This window comes from Ruegeria sp. CDSB136, from assembly GCF_059610965.1.
In genome coordinates, this window is the sequence record NZ_JBXWOP010000010.1 from 99,952 (window position 1) to 118,077 (window position 18,126).

16 protein-coding genes are annotated in these 18,126 nt (G+C 59.6%); 14 read left to right on the plus strand and 2 right to left on the minus strand.

The features are described from left to right. The first annotated feature begins 99 nt into the window (after positions 1-99). The 7 genes from pepN (at position 100) to AC2FIR_RS12485 (ending at position 9,046) form a co-directional block, all read left to right on the plus strand. A complete protein-coding gene (gene pepN / locus AC2FIR_RS12455) occupies positions 100-2,652 on the plus strand; it encodes an aminopeptidase N (RefSeq protein WP_496746085.1) in 2,553 nt (850 codons plus the stop codon). Further along, entirely contained in the window at positions 2,649-3,077 is a 429-nt protein-coding gene (locus AC2FIR_RS12460) for a hypothetical protein (RefSeq protein WP_496746083.1), read from the plus strand. The genes pepN and AC2FIR_RS12460 overlap by 4 nt, the downstream gene beginning before the upstream one ends. A 204-nt stretch (positions 3,078-3,281) precedes the next feature. Continuing rightward, entirely contained in the window at positions 3,282-4,469 is a 1,188-nt protein-coding gene (locus AC2FIR_RS12465; RefSeq protein WP_496762453.1) for a hypothetical protein, read from the plus strand. A 99-nt stretch (positions 4,470-4,568) separates the two neighbouring features. After that, positions 4,569-6,080, plus strand: coding sequence for an Asp-tRNA(Asn)/Glu-tRNA(Gln) amidotransferase subunit GatB (gene gatB / locus AC2FIR_RS12470; protein ID WP_480713772.1), 1,512 nt, complete (start codon positions 4,569-4,571; stop codon positions 6,078-6,080). A gap of 149 nt (positions 6,081-6,229) precedes the next feature. Next, positions 6,230-7,486, plus strand: a complete 1,257-nt coding sequence (gene pepT / locus AC2FIR_RS12475; RefSeq protein WP_496762455.1) for a peptidase T — start codon at positions 6,230-6,232, stop codon at positions 7,484-7,486. Between the two features lie 81 nt (positions 7,487-7,567). After that, entirely contained in the window at positions 7,568-8,002 is a 435-nt protein-coding gene (locus AC2FIR_RS12480) for a DUF4177 domain-containing protein (protein WP_170615285.1), read from the plus strand. 144 nt (positions 8,003-8,146) lie between these two features. Continuing rightward, the gene (locus AC2FIR_RS12485; protein WP_496746079.1) at positions 8,147-9,046 is read left to right on the plus strand and encodes a hypothetical protein; all 900 of its coding nucleotides are present in this window, start codon (positions 8,147-8,149) and stop codon (positions 9,044-9,046) included. A 6-nt stretch (positions 9,047-9,052) separates the two neighbouring features. On the opposite strand, the gene AC2FIR_RS12490 is transcribed toward AC2FIR_RS12485, so the two are convergent. Continuing rightward, on the minus strand, positions 9,053-9,307 hold the full coding sequence (locus AC2FIR_RS12490; protein ID WP_170678569.1) for a BolA family protein: 255 nt from the start codon (positions 9,305-9,307) through the stop codon (positions 9,053-9,055). Between the two features lie 107 nt (positions 9,308-9,414). Here AC2FIR_RS12490 and AC2FIR_RS12495 point away from each other — a divergent pair, with 107 nt between their 5' ends. Beyond that, positions 9,415-10,041: a J domain-containing protein gene (locus AC2FIR_RS12495; protein ID WP_170615281.1), complete on the plus strand. Its 627-nt coding sequence runs from the start codon at positions 9,415-9,417 to the stop codon at positions 10,039-10,041. A 69-nt stretch (positions 10,042-10,110) separates the two neighbouring features. Here the strand turns inward: AC2FIR_RS12495 and AC2FIR_RS12500 are convergent, their stop codons facing one another. Further along, positions 10,111-10,887 carry a carbon-nitrogen hydrolase family protein gene (locus AC2FIR_RS12500; protein ID WP_496762457.1) on the minus strand — a complete coding sequence of 259 codons (777 nt, stop codon included), beginning with the start codon at positions 10,885-10,887 and terminating at the stop codon, positions 10,111-10,113. 137 nt (positions 10,888-11,024) lie between these two features. Here AC2FIR_RS12500 and AC2FIR_RS12505 point away from each other — a divergent pair, with 137 nt between their 5' ends. From AC2FIR_RS12505 to cobT, 6 genes are all read left to right on the plus strand, one after another. Next, positions 11,025-11,444 carry an Lrp/AsnC family transcriptional regulator gene (locus AC2FIR_RS12505; protein ID WP_170615277.1) on the plus strand — a complete coding sequence of 140 codons (420 nt, stop codon included), beginning with the start codon at positions 11,025-11,027 and terminating at the stop codon, positions 11,442-11,444. An 81-nt stretch (positions 11,445-11,525) separates the two neighbouring features. Beyond that, positions 11,526-12,119 (plus strand): dimethylsulfonioproprionate lyase family protein, encoded by a 594-nt coding sequence (locus AC2FIR_RS12510; protein ID WP_170615275.1) that lies wholly within the window; start codon positions 11,526-11,528, stop codon positions 12,117-12,119. 175 nt (positions 12,120-12,294) lie between these two features. After that, positions 12,295-13,686: an MBOAT family O-acyltransferase gene (locus AC2FIR_RS12515; RefSeq protein ID WP_496746075.1), complete on the plus strand. Its 1,392-nt coding sequence runs from the start codon at positions 12,295-12,297 to the stop codon at positions 13,684-13,686. Between the two features lie 12 nt (positions 13,687-13,698). Continuing rightward, a complete protein-coding gene (locus AC2FIR_RS12520) occupies positions 13,699-14,775 on the plus strand; it encodes an alginate O-acetyltransferase AlgX-related protein (RefSeq protein ID WP_496762459.1) in 1,077 nt (358 codons plus the stop codon). Positions 14,776-14,955: 180 nt separating this feature from the next. Beyond that, a complete protein-coding gene (gene cobS / locus AC2FIR_RS12525) occupies positions 14,956-15,942 on the plus strand; it encodes a cobaltochelatase subunit CobS (RefSeq protein WP_170615271.1) in 987 nt (328 codons plus the stop codon). Positions 15,943-16,063: 121 nt separating this feature from the next. Next, positions 16,064-17,941: a cobaltochelatase subunit CobT gene (cobT, locus tag AC2FIR_RS12530; RefSeq protein ID WP_496746071.1), complete on the plus strand. Its 1,878-nt coding sequence runs from the start codon at positions 16,064-16,066 to the stop codon at positions 17,939-17,941. The last annotated feature ends 185 nt before the right edge of the window (positions 17,942-18,126 follow it).

The following is an 18,126-nucleotide window of genomic DNA, read 5'->3' on the forward strand; positions in this document are numbered from 1 at the left end:
GCAGGAGAAGCACGCCGGATTTACGTGCCCGGCACCGCTTGCAGCGCATCGCCGCAACCCATAACGTCGCGCCAGACATGAACCGATGCGAGGCCCCCGATGCGCGACGCCGCCCCCACCACAATCTATCTGAAAGACTACACGCCCTTCGGCTATCTGGTGGACAGTGTGCATCTGACCTTTGATCTGGCCGAACACGCCACGCGCGTCACATCGCGCATCGCGTTCCACCCCAATCCCCAAGCAACGGACCGAACCTTTTTCCTGCACGGCGAGGATCTGAAACTGATCCGCGCCGCCATTGATGGCGCGGACATCGCGCCACAGGTCACCGACAAGGGCCTGACTGCGGATGCACCGGATGCGCCGTTCGTGTGGGAGGCCGAAGTCGAGATTGACCCGGGCAACAACACCGCGCTTGAGGGGCTTTACATGTCGAACGGCATGTACTGCACGCAGTGCGAGGCCGAGGGGTTCCGAAAGATCACTTTCTACCCCGACCGCCCGGATGTGATGTCGACCTTCACCGTGCGGATAAATGGCGACCTTCCCGTGCTTCTGTCCAATGGCAACCCCACGGCCAAAGGCGAAGGCTGGGCCGAATGGACCGACCCATGGCCCAAACCCGCCTATCTGTTTGCACTGGTCGCGGGCGACCTGATCGCCCATCCCGACCGGTTCACCACCATGTCGGGCCGGGACGTGGACCTGAACCTTTGGGTTCGTCCGGGCGACGAGGGCAAATGCGCCTTTGGCATGGAAGCGCTGAAGAAGTCGATGAAATGGGACGAAGATGTCTATGGCCGCGAATACGATCTGGATGTGTTCAACATCGTGGCCGTCGATGATTTCAACATGGGCGCGATGGAGAACAAGGGGCTGAACATCTTCAACTCCTCCGCCGTGCTGGCCAGCCCCGAAACTTCGACCGACGCCAATTTCGAACGGATCGAAGCGATCATCGCCCATGAGTACTTCCATAACTGGACCGGCAACCGGATCACCTGCCGCGACTGGTTCCAATTGTGCCTGAAGGAGGGTCTGACCGTCTTCCGCGATGCGCAGTTTACGTCCGACATGCGCTCGGCCCCTGTCAAGCGCATCCACGACGCCATAGACCTGCGCGCACGGCAATTCCCCGAGGATAACGGGCCGCTATCGCACCCCGTCCGGCCCGAAAGCTTTCAGGAGATCAACAACTTCTACACCGCGACCGTCTACGAAAAAGGCGCCGAGGTAATCGGCATGCTGAAGCGGCTGGTAGGGGATGAGGCCTATTCCAAGGCGCTTGACCTTTATTTTGACCGCCATGACGGGCAGGCCTGCACCATAGAGGACTGGATCCAGGTGTTCGAGGACACTGCTGGCCGCGACCTGAGCCAGTTCAAGCGCTGGTACAGCCAGTCGGGAACCCCGCGGGTGGCCGTAACAGAGGACTGGGCCGATGGCACCTATACGCTGACCCTCATCCAGCGGACAGAACCCACACCGGGTCAGACCGAGAAGTTGCCGCAGGTGATCCCCGTTGCTGTTGGCCTTTTGGGGCCGAACGGCGACGAGGTGCGCGCAACTGAAATGCTGGAATTGACGGAAGCGGAACAGAGCTTTGCCTTTACCGGTCTGGCTGCCAAGCCAACACCGTCGATCCTGCGTGATTTCTCGGCGCCTGTGATCCTGGAACACGATCAGACCAATGCCGAACGCGCTTTCCTGCTGGCCCATGACACCGACCCGTTCAACCGCTGGCAGGCGGGACGTTCACTGGCGCAGGACGCACTGCTACGAATGATTTCCGAAGACGCCACCCCGGATTCCGATTATCTGGAAGGGTTGCTGGCCGTGCTGCGCAACCGGGATCTTGATCCGGCTTACCGCGCCCTTATGCTGGGACTGCCAACGCAATCGGAACTCGCTGCCGCCTTGTTCGACCGTGGTGAAACACCCGATCCGATGGCGATCTGGAGCGCGGTCGAGACATTACGGCAAGCCACGGCGCAACATGTGCAGGACCTGCTGCCCCGCCTGCACAGCGAAGCCCTGGTTCAGGCCCCCTACAGCCCAGACGCGGAGCAATCCGGCAAACGCGCACTGGGCAGTGCCGCTCTGTCGCTGACTTCGCGCCTGGACGGCGGTGCCAAGGCAGTAGAAGAGTATGGCGCAGCCAACAACATGACCCTTCAACTCTCGGCCCTGGCTTGTCTGTTGCGGGCCGGCAAAGGTGAGACGGAACTGGCCGGATTTTACACGCAGTGGCAGCACGACCGGCTGGTCGTGGACAAATGGTTCGGCCTGCAGGTCGCGATGGCCGCGCCCGATGCGACGCCAGACATCGCCCGCAAACTGACCGAACATGCCGATTTCAACTGGAAGAATCCCAACCGGTTCCGCGCAGTGATGGGCGCGCTGGCAATGAACCACGCCGGGTTCCATCAGGCCGATGGCGCAGGTTATGACCTGCTGGCGGACTGGCTGATCCGGCTTGACCCGGTCAACCCGCAGACCACCGCGCGTATGTGCTCGGCCCTCCAGACATGGAAGCGGTATGACAGTGACCGTCAAGCCCTGATGCGCGCACAACTGAGACGTATCCAGGACTCCGCGAACCTGTCGCGGGACACCGGGGAAATGGTGTCACGCATACTCGACGCATGACGCCCTTTACCTTCACCCGGCAAAACCGCGCGCCCCGCACTGTACTGATCCTGATCGGCGTCTTTGCGGGGCTGATATCGCTCGTGATCTTTTTCAACGCCGCACTATGGCTGGTCGGGGTGCTGGCGCTTGCCACGCTGCCGGCCATCTGGGACATCGTGAAAGACACCAGCGCCGGGCTGACGCTGGACCGGGATTGCCTCAGGTGGCATTCGGGCGGGCGCGAAGGTGAAATCGACCTGAACGAGATCGATTTTTTCCGCTTCGACACTCGCTGGGACTTCTCGGTTCGCGTCTCTTTAATGTTGAAATCGGGCAAGCGTATCCGGCTGCCGGATGAGTCGGTCCCGCCGCACCGGGCCTTTGAAAACACTTTGGAAAACGCCGGCTTTCGGGTCGAACGGCATCATTTTACAGTTTTCTGAAACGATGAGCCGCCACTGACCGGATTGACCCGGGATTCTGAAGTGTTTCAGGCAATTTACTTGAACTGACGCTGATTTACGGCCAGACTTCCGCTGTAAGTTACGTTTATTGTTACAGTTCCGAGTTTCGCCATGTTCAGGTCATTCAGGGCTCATCTTGCCCGTTTCACAAATCCTTCCCGGCAAATTGCGCCGCCAAACAAGGTGGCAGCAGATGCTGTTGCCGCCGTTCTGCCTGATCAGGGGCAGCTTAACATTCCCGTTGCACAACTAAACGCTGGCGACTTCGTGGGACGAACCACTATTGAACGCGGCCGTCATCTGGCCCGGCAGGACCGGTGGGAAGATCTGTCCGCAGAAATGCGGGCAGCTGATGCAGCGCGCGACACCGCGCCCGACGGGTTGCCGATTGCTGATTTGCTGGCATTCGGTGCACGCTCGGATGTGGTTCTGGCCGCTGAACATGCATTGTCGGATGGCAAGGCCCTGTCAGACTATGATCTGCTAGGAGGCGTCGCCGATATGGAAGACGTGATGCAGGAACACCCCGGCAACCCGATGATAGCCCTGATCGTTGCACTGGCACATATTGATCTTGCCTGGGCATGGCGGGGAACGGCGCTGGATGCGACCTTGCCACCGCTGCACCGGTCGCGCTGCGCAGCGCATTTTGACCGGGCGGCGGCTATTCTGCCCAAGTGCAAGGCCGTGTTGCCAGACAGCCCGTTGGTTGCTGCCGCAGGCTGCGCCCTGCTGGCCGGTCAACGCCGCACGTCGGTTCGGGTAGCGGACGAGTACGAGCGGCTGATCGCGCTGGACCCCGAAAACCAGCGTCACATGCGCGCCATGGGCAGCCATCTGCTGCCGCGCTGGTTTGGCAGCTATGAAGAGCTTGAGGTTCAGGCCCTGCGCAACGCCGCCAGAACGCAAAAAATATGGGGCGCCGGAGGATATACCTGGGTCCAATTCGATGCGATTGCCTTGGATGAGGAAGCCTGCGCTCGGGTCGATATCGAGTTCTTCCTGGAGGGGCTGCACGACATCTTGGAGCGTCGTCCGGACCAGCAGACCATCAACATGCTGTCGGCCTATTGCGCCATTACCGTGCAAAACGGCGTGGGCCTGAACGAAAAAGCCGATCTTGTCCGCTCGCAACTGCGTGAGGCGGCAAACTGGCTGATCCGCGATCATCTGACCGAACTGCATCCGCTAATCTGGGCGCATGCGGCCGCCGGGTTCAACAACTCGGTCCGCGTTCCTTCGCCCGAGCGGTTCGCTGCGCGCGGACACCGGGACGCATTGCGGGCCATCGCCGATCTGTTTCGCGAGGAACTCAACAGCGGCAAGGACGTGACATTTACCTCGTCGGGCCTGCAACTTTCACGGAACTGAACCGGCAAAAGACTGGAAATCACAGCCATTCCCCCTTGCTCCTCTGACGTGCCGGGCCTAATACGCTGGCCTAGACTTTCTGCGGATATGAGGCGCGCCATGCTCGACCTGACATACGAAATGCCCAAACCCAAGACCATTGCCGGGGCCAAGCACGACTGGGAACTGGTAATCGGGATGGAAGTGCATGCGCAGGTCTCGTCCAATGCCAAACTGTTTTCGGGCGCGTCGACAAAATTCGGGGCTGAACCGAACGCAAACGTTGCTTTCGTGGACGCGGCAATGCCGGGCATGCTGCCGGTGATCAACGAGTATTGCGTGGAACAGGCGGTGCGGACCGGGCTGGGCCTGAAGGCAGACATCAATCTGAAATCGGCCTTTGACCGCAAGAACTATTTCTACCCCGATCTGCCGCAGGGGTACCAGATTTCCCAGCTTTATCATCCGATTGTGGGTGAGGGCGAAGTGCTGGTCGAGATGGGTGACGGCACCGCACGCAAGGTGCGGATCGAGCGTATCCACATGGAGCAGGACGCGGGCAAATCGATCCACGACATGGACCCGCATATGTCCTTCGTCGATCTGAACCGGACCGGCGTTTGCCTGATGGAAATCGTGTCGCGTCCCGACATCCGTGGCCCCGAAGAAGCCGCCGCCTATATCGCCAAGCTGCGTCAGATCATGCGCTATCTGGGTACCTGCGACGGCAACATGCAGAACGGCAACCTGCGGGCGGACGTAAACGTCTCGATCTGCTTGCCGGGCGCGTATGAGAAGTATCAGGAAACGCAGGACTTCTCGCATCTGGGCACACGGTGCGAGATCAAGAACATGAACTCGATGCGCTTTATCCAGCAGGCGATTGAGGTCGAAGCCCGCCGTCAGATCGCAATTGTTGAGGCCGGTGGCAAGATCGATCAGGAAACCCGCCTGTATGACCCGGACAAGGGTGAGACGCGGTCCATGCGGTCCAAGGAAGAAGCGCATGATTACCGCTATTTCCCGGACCCCGACCTGCTGCCGCTTGAGATCGAGCAGGCGTGGGTGGATGATATCGCCGCCAATCTGCCGGAACTGCCGGACGGCAAAAAAGCGCGCTTTATCAGCGAGTTCGGGCTGACTGATTATGACGCCTCGGTGCTGACTGCCGAGGTGGAATCGGCAGCGTATTTCGAAGAAGTCGCCAAGGGACGCAGCGGTAAACTGGCCGCGAACTGGGTCATCAACGAGCTGTTCGGCCGATTGAAGAAAGAAGATCACGACATCACCGAGTCGCCGGTTTCGCCAGCGCAGCTGGGCGGTATCATCGACCTGATTTCGTCGGACGCCATCTCGGGCAAAATCGCCAAGGACCTGTTTGAAATCGTCTATACCGAAGGCGGTGACCCGGCACAGATTGTCGAAGAACGCGGCATGAAACAGGTGACGGATACCGGCGCGATTGAAACGGCTCTGGACCAGATCATCGCCGCTAACCCGGCGCAGGTCGAGAAGGCCAAAGTGAACCCCAAACTGGCCGGATGGTTTGTCGGTCAGGTGATGAAGGCGACCGGTGGCAAGGCCAACCCGAAGGCCGTCAACGAATTGGTCAGCAAAAAGCTGGGTTCGTAAATCTTCGGGTTTGCACGTCGCGTACGGCCCACGGTGTGCATTTTGTACATAACGAAAAGTTAACCGCTCAGCCCCGATTTCGGGCTGAGCATCTGCTTGACTCCCCGCCGGATTGCACCCTTTCTTCCGGGCAAGAGAGGTGAGGTAACATGCAGAAAAGATTTGATCAGGAACTCGGGGACCGGCTGGTCCGGTATGCGGCGATCGACAGTCAGAGCGATGAGACGTCGCCCTCGACCCCAAGTTCGGACATCCAGCTGAACATGCTGAACCTGCTACGCCAGGAACTGACCGAAATCGGCGCGCAGGATGTTGAATTAACAGGTGACAGCGTTGTTGTCGCCACTATCCCCGGAACTGTTCCCGGCCCCACGATCGGGTTTCTGGCCCATGTCGACACCGCCCCGCAGTTCAATGCCACCGGCGTCAAGCCGCGCGTGATCAAGGGGTACAATGGTGGCGAGATCACCTTTCCCGACGACCCCGATCTGGTCCTGTCGCCGGAGGAGCACCCCTATCTCGCCGAAAAGATCGGGCACGATCTGATTACTGCATCGGGCACCACGTTGCTGGGCGCGGATGACAAGGCGGGTGTCTCGATCCTGATGACCATGGCGCGGCATCTGGTTGAAAATCCTGATATTCCGCACGGGCCGATCCGCATCGCCTTTACCCCCGATGAAGAGATCGGGCGCGGTGTTACCGAACAACTACCCAAGGATCTGGGCGCTGATTTCGCATACACTCTGGATGGTCAGGAAGTTGGCGAAATCGAATATGAAAGCTTTTCGGCCGACCGTGCCGTGATCCGGATCGAGGGCGTCTCGATCCACCCCGGGCTTGCGAAGGGAAAAATGGTCAACGCAGCCCATCTGGCAGCTAAGATCGTGCAGACTTTGCCGCAGGCGACGATGACGCCCGAGGTCACAAATGACCGCGAAGGGTTCATTCACATTACCGATATGAATGGCGGCTCCTCCGAGATGGAGATCAAGCTGATCCTGCGCGACTTCGAGCTGGACGCATTGCAGGCGCAGGGCGATCTGGTGCGACAGGTCTGCGCCGCCGTGCAAGCCACGGAGCCACGCGCGGTGATCAGGTGCGAGATTTATCCGCAATACCGCAACATGCGCTATTGGCTGGAAAAGGACATGACCCCGGTTGATCTGGCGCGCGACGCCTGCCGCGACATGGGGATCGAGCCTGTATCTGTTCCGATCCGGGGCGGCACTGACGGGTCGCGCCTGACCGAGTTCGGCACCCCATGCCCCAATATCTTTACCGGGATGCAGTGCATTCACGGCCCGCTGGAATGGATTTCGGTGCAGGACATGGCCGTCGCGACCGAGTTGTGCCTGTCCGTGGCGACCAGGGCAGCGCAGAAACCGGGCAACAGTGGCGGGTAAAATCAGGCATCGGGTCGACGTCTCTTTCGCCCGGCGGTCAACGTGATAACCTGTCCGCCACAGGCATTTCAGGAACGGTTGATGCAGCGCTACGAATACAAGGTTGTCCCCGCCCCGCAAAAAGGCACCAAGGCCAAGGGCGTGAAAACGCCCGAGGGGCGGTTTGCCAATTCGGTCGAACAATTGCTGAACCAGATGGGTCAGGACGGCTGGGAATACCAGCGCGCCGAGTTGCTGCCCAGCGAGGAACGCTCGGGCCTGACCGGATCGACGACCCACTGGCGCAATGTGCTGGTGTTCCGCCGCGCGTTCGAGGCTGAGGTCGCCCCGGTTCCCGTCCCGAGCCCGACGGAGACCCCCGAAGGCGTTCCGCTGGCCCACCCGATCCCGGGACCGGATAAGGTGAAGGCGCCCGAGCCGGATGCGGTTCAGGCCCCGGGACCTATTTCAGCCGAGGTTGATGAGCCGCCCCTGACCTTGCAACCCGGCGAAAAAGCCGACGAAGATTCCAAGTAACAAGCATCAAGACCAGACGGTTCGAATGGTGTGTTTTTGATGGCACGGATTTGACCGACAGGACTGAGACGGTCATCCGATTCAGGGTTTCGGTCGTATCGTTAAGAGATATTTTTTTGACACCCAGAAGGACCCCGTGCTGCGATGAAACCCCGCAAAGCTTATCTTTGTCTTTTTGCCGCCATCGCATGCCAGTTCGCGTTGCCCGCCGTCGCACAACAACGGTTAGGCTGGGTCAGCCAGATCGACGGGCTGGCCGCGTATCAGGGCAGCGCCAATCTGGATCAGGGCGGCGACTTCAGCGCGACGCGGTCGTTCCTGCGGGCTACGGGTTTGTATAATTTTGACAGCGGTACTTCGCTTGGTGTTTCGGTAAGTTTCGGGCAACTGGATTACGATTTCAGCGCAGCGGACAACCAGCCGTGGAACGATATCCGCGACATCCGAGTTTCAACCCCGCTTCGGTTTCAGGCCGGGCGACGGGCCAGCGTGTTCGTATCGCCTCAGATCAGATGGGACTACCAACGAGGTGCCGCATCTTCGGATGGGCGCACATATGGTGTTTTTGCGGGCGTCGCATGGCAGATGAGCGAAAGCTTGACCATCGGCCCGGCATTTGGGGCCTTCTCGCAACTGGAAGATAGCGGTGTGGATGTCTTTCCCGCGTTGTTGGTGGATTGGGACATCAATGATCGCTGGAACTTGAACACCGGATCCGGAATCGGAGCTACGCGAGGGCCGGGGCTGACATTGAGCTATGCGGTGAATGAAGATTTCAGCCTCTCGCTTTCGGCACGTTCCGAGAAAATCCGCTTCCGGCTAGACGACAACGGGCTGGCTCCAAGCGGGATTGGTGAAGATCAGAGCATCCCGGTGGTTGCGTCCCTCAGCTATGACCCGAATCCCGGCGTGTCAGTAACCGTCTTTGCAGGGGCCGAGTTCGACGGTCGACTGACGCTGGAGGACGAGAACGGTAACGAAATCAGCCGTCAGAACTATGACACGGCCCCTCTGGTCGGTCTCGCCTTCCGGCTGCGGTTCTAAGCGCGATCAGACACCGATATCCAATGCCAGCGCATGAATGCGCGGAACCACATCGCCCAGCGCCTTGTGCACGGCGCGGTGGCGGGCAACGCGGGACTGGCCTTCAAACGCGGCGGCGCGGATGCGGACGTTGAAGTGGCTCTCGCCCCCGTCCTGGTATCCGGCATGGCCCCGGTGGCTTTCGCTGTCATCGACCACTTCAAGCTCGCGCGGGTCAAACGCAGCCTGCAGGCGGGATCGGATTTCTTCGGTCACGCTCATTTTTATGCTCACCGGCAAAATTTTTGCCGCCCCCCTCTTCTACTTTCGGCTGCTTAGACTAAACTGCTGCCTCCGAGTCGAAAAGATGTGTTCGTAAGGATCAGAGCATGACGAAATCAGACCCATTCGGATTCGATATGTCCGTTTCCAGCGCCAAGAAAAAGAACCCGCGCGGGCGTCGGGGCATGTCGGGTGCGTCTGAGACCTCGATGCGAATCTGCGATCACGAAGGTTGTGAAGAGGCGGGCAAGTTTCGGGCGCCAAAAGCGCCGGACGTTCTGGATGACTTCTTCTGGTTCTGCCAGCAGCACGTGCGTGAGTATAATCAGAAGTGGAATTTCTTCGACGGCACCACCGAGGCCGAACTGAACGCGCAGCGGTCCAAGGACAAGGTGTGGGAGCGTGAGACCAAACCCATGGGTGACCCCGAGGCGCGGGCCTGGGCCCGGCTGGGCATCGAGGATCCCCACCAAGTGCTGGGCGCCAACGGTACACAGAACAAGGGCCGTACATCAGGTGGCGGCGGGCGTCGCCTGCCCCCGACCGAGCGCCGTGCGATCGAGATTCTGGAAGCCAATGACAGCTGGTCAAAGGCCGAGGTGCGCAAGGCCTACAAGAAGCTGATCAAGGTGCTTCACCCGGATATGAACGGCGGCGACCGCAGTCAGGAAGAGCAGCTACAGGAGGTTGTCTGGGCCTGGGATCAGATCAAGGACAGCCGGAACTTCAAATAGTCCGGCATCCGGTTGGCCCTGCCGCAAACAATGACAGCAGGACCGGAACGGGTCTGGCCCGTCAAACAATCACTCCGGAACGTAGCGCGGATAGGTCGATTTACTTTGCGCGGCAAAGTCCAGATCGACCTCGACCGTAGCAAAGGGATTGTCAGGGTCGGTGGTGGCCAGCACGTTCCCTTCGGGGTCGATCACCCAAGCCAGACCGCCTGCGTTGGGGGCTTCCCCGACGGAGGCCCACAGGTTGGACGACAGGCAATAAGCACCGGAACACACGGCCGAGGCCTGACCGCCGGCCAGCCATTTTTCGACAGAGCCGTGCGGCGTCGCACGCGGGACGCATAACAGGTCGGCACGCGAGGCCGCATAGTGGCGGGCCCATTCAAAGAACCACATCTCGGTACAGATCTGGACGCCGACGCGCATCCCCAGAACACGGGCCAGATCAAAGCTCTTGGGTCCGCGATCATACCAGCTGTGCTCATGATAACCCGGTTCATCCGGCAAATAGTATTTCTCATGCACCGGCGCTGCGTTGTCTGTTTCAGAGGTCCAGACATAGGCCTGATTGCGGCGGCTGCCAGCGGCGTTGACAATCGGGCGGGTTCCCATCGCGCCGCGAACGCCCAGTTTCGAAAGCTGCGAAATCCTGTCGTCATGCGCCGCAACGGAGGCAGCCCAGCGCCCGGCATCCGGCGTTGCGTCATGCGCCAGCCAGTCGAAAAAACACATCTCGGGCAGCAGCAAAAAATCTGTTCCGGCAGCTTGGACATGATCGGCCAGACCCGACAGGTACTGGTCCAGTTGTGATGGGCGCGGGTCGAGTTGGCAAACGGTGACTTTCACGGCTGCGGTCCTTGGACATGGTTGATATTGCGGATCAGCATGACTGCACCGGAATTGGCGTAACAGCCAGGGAATGGTATCGTTTCGATAGATCTTTAACGATTTGACAGCCATTTTGACGAAAGCGAACACAAGGCATGGACAATATCGATCGGGAACTGCTGCGCCTTCTGAGCGGGGATGCCCGACGTTCGGCCGCCGAACTGGCACGCGAATTGGGTGTGTCGCGGGCCACAATTCAGAACAGGATCGACAAGCTGAAGGCGAACGGCACGATCGCGCGGTTTACGGTGGAACTTGGGGGCAAGGTTGAAAACGCGCTGGTCGATGCACTTGTGCTTTTGAAGCTGGCACCGGGGGACAGCAGACGGATCATCGACCAACTCAGGAGAATTCCCGAAGTTCAGTCGCTTGGCTCCGTGAACGGTGTGTTCGATCTGGTTCTGGAATTGCGCACCTCCTCGCATCAGCGTCTGGATACGGTCCTGATGGATATCCGCCGCATGCCGATGGTGGCCGAAACCAACAGCTGCATCCGCCTTAATCACTTCAAATGAAGCAAATGCCCGCAGCGAAATACCTGTCCGATGTCGCAGGTGGACAAGCCTAAAGGTCCGATTCGATCGTCTGATCACCGCATGGGCAACGATCACCTTTACGACAAACTTCTGCGCCTTGCGCGCGACGCCTATCGCGGCAATCGTGAATTGACGGCCTTTGCGGCGTTTCCGGATGACGTCGAGCGGCAGCCGATCACGCCATTACACCGCCCCTGCGGTGACGCTCTGCGCAACGAAACCGGTTTGTCATCCCAAAACTATGCCGATCTGCAGGATGCCATCGTTGCCGCCGGTCCGGCGGCTGTCTGGCGCGAAACCTACAAGGGCACCAATATCGGGGACCGGTTCCTGCAAAATTTCGGATGCTATTCCATCATCGGCAAAGGCGGGCCATTCACCTCGCGGCAGTTGTGGCTGTGGATCGTCCATATGCCAGCCGGGCTGTATTATCCATGGCACCATCATCCGGGGGAAGAGGCATATTTGGTCGTGTCCGGGTCGGCTGTTTTCAAGCGGCGGGGATGCTCCGACGAAACCCTGCGCGAAGGCGGTACTGTACTGCATCAAAGCAACCAGCCACACGCGATGGAGACATTGGACGCGCCGGTCCTGTGCCTTGTCGCGTGGCGAAACGGGTTCGACACACCGCCTGTTCTGACGCCTTCGAAGTGATAGCCGTGTGGCTTGATCACGCGCAGGGTTCCGGCCAGAGGCTTCGGTTTTCTGGCGCATCGGGCTTGGGCAAACCGGGTGTGGGGCAACTCCTCGCTTGAAAGCGCTTCGGGACTGAGGCAGTAGGTCGTGACCCGCCGCTTTTGAAAGGCTGAGATGCTATTCAGTTCCGTTTGTGTTTGTTTTTCTGCCTCTGAGCCTTCTTGGGTTCTACGCAGCCGCAAGACTGCGCAATGCGGATGTGAAACTCTTGTGGATCGCGGCTTGTTCGCTGTTTTTCTATGCCTATTGGCGGCTGGATTACCTGCCAATTCTCTTGGGATCGGTCTGCGTCAACTTTCTTGTGGCCCGGGCCATTCGGCACAAGATGGCGGCGCAGGGGCAGGACGGCGCGGCGCGGGGGCTGCTTGTCGCGGGCATACTGTTCAACCTTGGTCTGCTTGGGTTCTTCAAATACCTTGGATTTGCCGTCGGTATCCTGAATGACGTCACGGGGTCCTTCATCCAGCCGCTGAGCATCGCGTTGCCGCTGGCGATCTCCTTTTTCACTTTTCAGCAAATCGCATTTCTGGTGGACAGCTACAAGCGGATCGCGCGGCCGACGCGGTTTCTGAACTATCTGGTGTTTGTCACCTTCTTCCCGCAGCTCATCGCGGGACCCATCGTGCATCACCATGAGATGATGCCGCAGTTCAAATCGCCTTCGATCGGGATCTTGCGATGGAAAAACCTGTATGTCGGGATAGTGATCTTTGGCATCGGGCTGTTCAAGAAACTGGTCATCGCAGATCAACTGGCGGTCTATGCAGATCAGGGTTTTGCCGATTACGCCAACCTGACCGTTCTGGACGCCTGGATTGCGACATTGTCCTACACCTTCCAGCTGTATTTCGACTTCAGCGGTTATACAGATATGGCCATCGGTGCAGCGCGGATGTTCGGCATCCGCCTGCCGCAGAACTTTAACTCGCCCTACAAATCCCTGTCGGTTCAGGATTTCTGGCGCAGGTGGCACATGACGCTGTCGAGTTTTCTGCGCGACTATGTCTATATCCCGCTGGGCGGCGGCTGCCGGTCGTCCGCGCGGGTGTCGGCAAACCTGTTTACAACCTTTCTGCTTGGCGGTATCTGGCACGGCGCAGGCTGGACCTTTGTGATCTGGGGTGCCGTTCACGGCGCTGTTCTGGTGGCCGAGCGCTATCTGGCCCGGCTGAAGGTCCGCCTGCCGAATCCGGCCCGCTGGGCAATTACCTTTTTGATCGTGCATTGCGCCTGGGTCTATTTCCGGGCCGACAGCGTGGCGCAGGCCAACAGCATTCTTCGAACAATGTTTGGCCAGGGTGCATCGAACTCCGGAAGCAGCCATGTGGTGATCATCGACAGCGACACTGCGGCGGTTGCCATTCTTGCCGCGTTCTTCGTGGCGCTGGCCCTGCCCAACACGAACCAGTTTGTGCGCAACCTCAACCCGCAATGGAAAACCGTTTTCGCCGGAATGGCCTTTGGCACCGCCTGTACGGCGATGCTGGCCACGCGCAGCGACGTTTTCCTTTATTTCAACTTCTGAGGAACGGGCCGGATGATGTACCGCAATCGTTTACTTCTGGTCAGCGCCATCGCGGCGGTTGTGTTCCTGTTTCTGCCCATCACCACTCTGTTGGCGCGCCTGCAGGTGCAGGACGGGCCGCTTGTGCCGGAGGACCCTCGCGCATTATGGTCCGTGAACAATGCCGAAGGCATGCTGGCGCTAGGGTTGTGGTCCTGCTGCGGCGTCTCACTTAACACCGATCAGGTGGTGATCGGGCAATCGGGCTATCTGTTTCTGGGCAACGGTCACAATCGTGTGCTCGACAGAACGTCGGGCCGGAAGATGCCCGATGCCAGAGATGTTGCGGGCTGGGCGGATCATCTGCGGCAGTTCTCGGACGGGCTGCAGGCGCGGGGTTCGGATTTCCTGCTTGTGATCGCGCCGAACAAGCATACGATCTATCCGGAATTTCTGCCGCCCGAAGTGGCACCAGCGGACATTACCGGCACGGACATGTTTATTGAGGCCGCGCGTGAACAAAATCTGCCGCTGCTGGATTTGCGCACCCTGATGACGGGACTGAAGGCCACCGCTCAGGCCTACCTGAAAACCGATACGCATTGGACAAACCTGGGGGCCGCGCGAAGGTATGAAGCGACTTTGGAGGCCCTTGGGCCCGACTATGATCCGATTGCCTACACGGCAGAGGAACTGGAACACACATCGGGTGATCTGGCCAATCTGCTGAAAGTTCGGGATTTGCTGGGCCACCGCCATGAAACGGACTATGCAATCGGATTTGAGAATTTGGTGGTCTGCGCAGGTGCAACTCCGTTCATCGGAATCGTACCTGACATCTGTACGGCAGAAGCCGGCGACGGAGGGGGTTTTGAGACGACATTTGCGCCTGCCGCCATAAATCCCAGCACCGCGTTGCTAATCTTCGATTCATTCTGCGAGGCGAACATCGCGCTTTATCGCCGCACGTTCCGGATCGTTCACAAGGTACAATGGCAGGATCTTTTAGATCGAGACATGGCGGGACAGATCGATCGCCTGCAGCCCGATGTGGTCATTATCCAACTTGTCGAACGAAACTTGTTCGAGCCTCGCCTGCACCTGCAATAGGTTGAAAGGCCCGCCGGATACGGGCCGCCGGATTGCGATACCCACGATTTATGGTCAGTTTCAAAGAAACATCCGGCCAGCTAAAGGAACGGGCGGCTTTCCCTTGCCCTTGTCCGCAATATGTTGCACCACACACGGGTTCAAACCCGGAGAGCGGGGCAAAGGATAAGGACAAGGCGCATGGCTGACGGATCGATCGATATCAACGCAAAACCAACCGAAGACATCTCGGTCCGTGACGTATTTGGAATTGACAGCAATATGGCGGTCAAGGGGTTCGCCGAGCGCAGCGACCGCGTTCCGGTGATCGACCCGACCTACAAGTTCGACCCCGAAACCACGCTGGCGATCCTGGCGGGTTTTTCGCACAATCGCCGCGTGATGATCCAAGGTTATCACGGCACCGGGAAATCGACCCATATCGAACAGGTCGCCGCGCGTCTGAACTGGCCTGCCGTACGTGTGAACCTGGACAGCCACATCAGCCGGATCGACCTGATCGGCAAGGACGCGATCAAGCTGCGCGACGGCAAACAGGTGACCGAATTCCACGAAGGCATCCTGCCCTGGGCGCTGCGCAACCCCGTCGCCATTGTCTTCGACGAATATGATGCGGGCCGTGCCGACGTGATGTTCGTGATCCAGCGTGTTCTGGAACATGACGGCAAGCTGACCCTGCTGGACCAGAACGAGATCATCACACCGAACCCGAACTTCCGCCTGTTCGCGACCGCCAACACCGTGGGTCTTGGCGATACCACCGGCCTTTATCACGGCACGCAACAGATCAACCAGGCGCAGATGGATCGCTGGTCGCTGGTTTCGACCCTGAACTATCTGAGCCATGATGCCGAAACGATGATCGTGCTGTCAAAGGCACCGCACTACAACACCGCCGAGGGCCGCAAGACCGTCAGCCAGATGGTGACCGTTGCTGACCTAACCCGGACGGCCTTCATGAATGGCGATCTGTCCACGGTGATGAGCCCGCGGACCGTGATCAACTGGGCCCAGAACGCTGAGATTTTCCGCAATGTGGGTTACGCTTTCCGCCTGTCATTCCTGAACAAGTGCGATGAGTTGGAGCGCCAGACCGTGGCCGAGTTCTATCAGCGCTGTTTCGACGAGGAACTGCCCGAGAGCGCGGCGAGTGCGAGCCTGGGGTAAGCACCTGAACTGCGCCCGTTTCGGGCGCAATGCCTCCGGCGGGGATATTTTTGGCCAGATGAAGGCGGATCCGTTATTGTTTTCCAGGCCGGGCTGGTCACTTTGATGAGGGCTTAAGGACATGGCACAGAAGAACAACAACCCCGCCGATCCTTTCAAGAAGGCCTTGGCCGAGGCCACCAAGGTGATGGCCGACGATCCCGAGCTTTCGGTCAGCTATACGGTCGACCCGTCGGGCCTGTCCGGCGAATCGATGCGATTGCCGCAGGTCTCTCGTCGCATGACACGGGAAGAGGTGTTGCTGGCGCGCGGCACGGCGGATGCTCTGGCGCTGCAGCGGCGGTATCATGACGATGCGACCCATGCGCGTTATGCGCCTCCGGGCGATATGGCGCGGGATCTTTATGAGGCGATGGAAGTTGCCCGTTGTGAAGCGATGGGCGCACGGGACATGCCCGGGACTGCCAGCAATATCGATGTCAAGATCAGCCACGAGGCGATCCGGCGCGGATATGACCAGTGCAAACAGCCTGCAGATGCGCCGCTTGCAGTGGCCGCGGGCTATCTGATCCGGCATCTGGCGACCGGGCGGGATCTGCCGCCGGCGGCCGAGAACATCATGAACCTTTGGCGCGGGTTTATCGAAGAACAGGCGGGTGGCGTGCTGGAGAACCTTGAAGAGGTTCTGTCGGACCAGGCGGAATTCGCAAGGTTTGCTCGTCAGATGATCAAGGATCTGGGCTATGGCGACCAGCTGGGCGAGGACCCGGACGAGCTGGACGACGAGCAGGAAGATCAGGCCGAAGACGACGCCGAGGAACAGCCCGACCCCGACAGCACCGGGCAGGACGATCAGGACGAGCAGGACGCCGACGCCACCCCCGAACAGACGCAGGAAGAGCAGCAGGATCAGTCTCAGGCGCAGGTCTCGATGGACGAGATGGCCGAGGATGAGATGGGCGAAGAGGCCGAGATGCCCGATGGCGAGGCCCCACTGGAGCCGCCTGCCCCGCCGCCCGCGTCTGAAGCGGATCCCGACTACAAGGTTTACCTGAGCACCCATGACGAGGAGATCGCCGCCGAGGATCTCGCGGAACCGGCCGAGTTGGAGCGGCTGCGGGCCTATCTGGACCAGCAGCTGGAGCCTTTGAAAGGGGCGGTTTCGCGCCTGGCCAACAAGCTGCAGCGCCGGTTGCAGGCGCAGCAGAACCGGTCTTGGGAGTTTGACCGCGAGGAAGGCATTCTGGACGCGGGCCGTCTGGCGCGGGTGGTGGCGAACCCCACGACGCCGCTAAGCTTCAAGGTCGAGAAGGATACCGAGTTCCGCGACACCGTGGTGACGCTGCTTTTGGACAATTCGGGCTCGATGCGCGGGCGTCCAATCTCAATCGCGGCCATCTGTGCCGATGTTCTGGCGCGGACGCTGGAGCGCTGCAACGTCAAGGTCGAAATTCTGGGCTTTACCACACGGGCATGGAAAGGCGGTCAGGCGCGTGAGGCCTGGCTGAACGATGGACGACCACAGCAACCCGGCCGTCTGAACGACCTGCGCCACATCATCTACAAAGGTGCGGACGCCCCTTGGCGTCGTGCACGACCTAATTTGGGTCTGATGATGAAAGAAGGCCTATTGAAGGAAAACATCGACGGCGAAGCCCTGGAATGGGCACATCGCCGGATGCTGGCGCGGCGCGAACAGCGCAAAATCCTGATGGTGATTTCGGACGGTGCGCCGGTTGATGATTCAACTCTGAGCGTTAACCCTGCGAATTATCTGGAAAAACACCTGCGTGACGTGATTGCGATGGTGGAAAAACGCAAGATGGTCGAGTTGCTGGCCATCGGTATCGGCCATGACGTGACCCGGTACTATGACCGGGCCGTAACTATCACGGATGTCGAGCAGTTGGCAGGTGCCATGACCGAGCAGCTGGCGGCTCTGTTCGACAGCGACCCGCGGGCGCGGGCTCGGGTCATGGGCATGAAGCGGGCCAGCTAGATCCGTTGACGTCGCCCTGCCGGGCGGCATAGCATCCTAAGCAACCAGCCCCAGATTGACGATCCGGTAGTCGGAGCAATTCGGGGCTGGGTATTATTGTGCCTGTGGCGAACGGCCTTGTGGTGCAATAACGCGATATCGAAGGGTGGCATCATCTGAAGCTCCTGTTTGTTGCCTCTAATTTG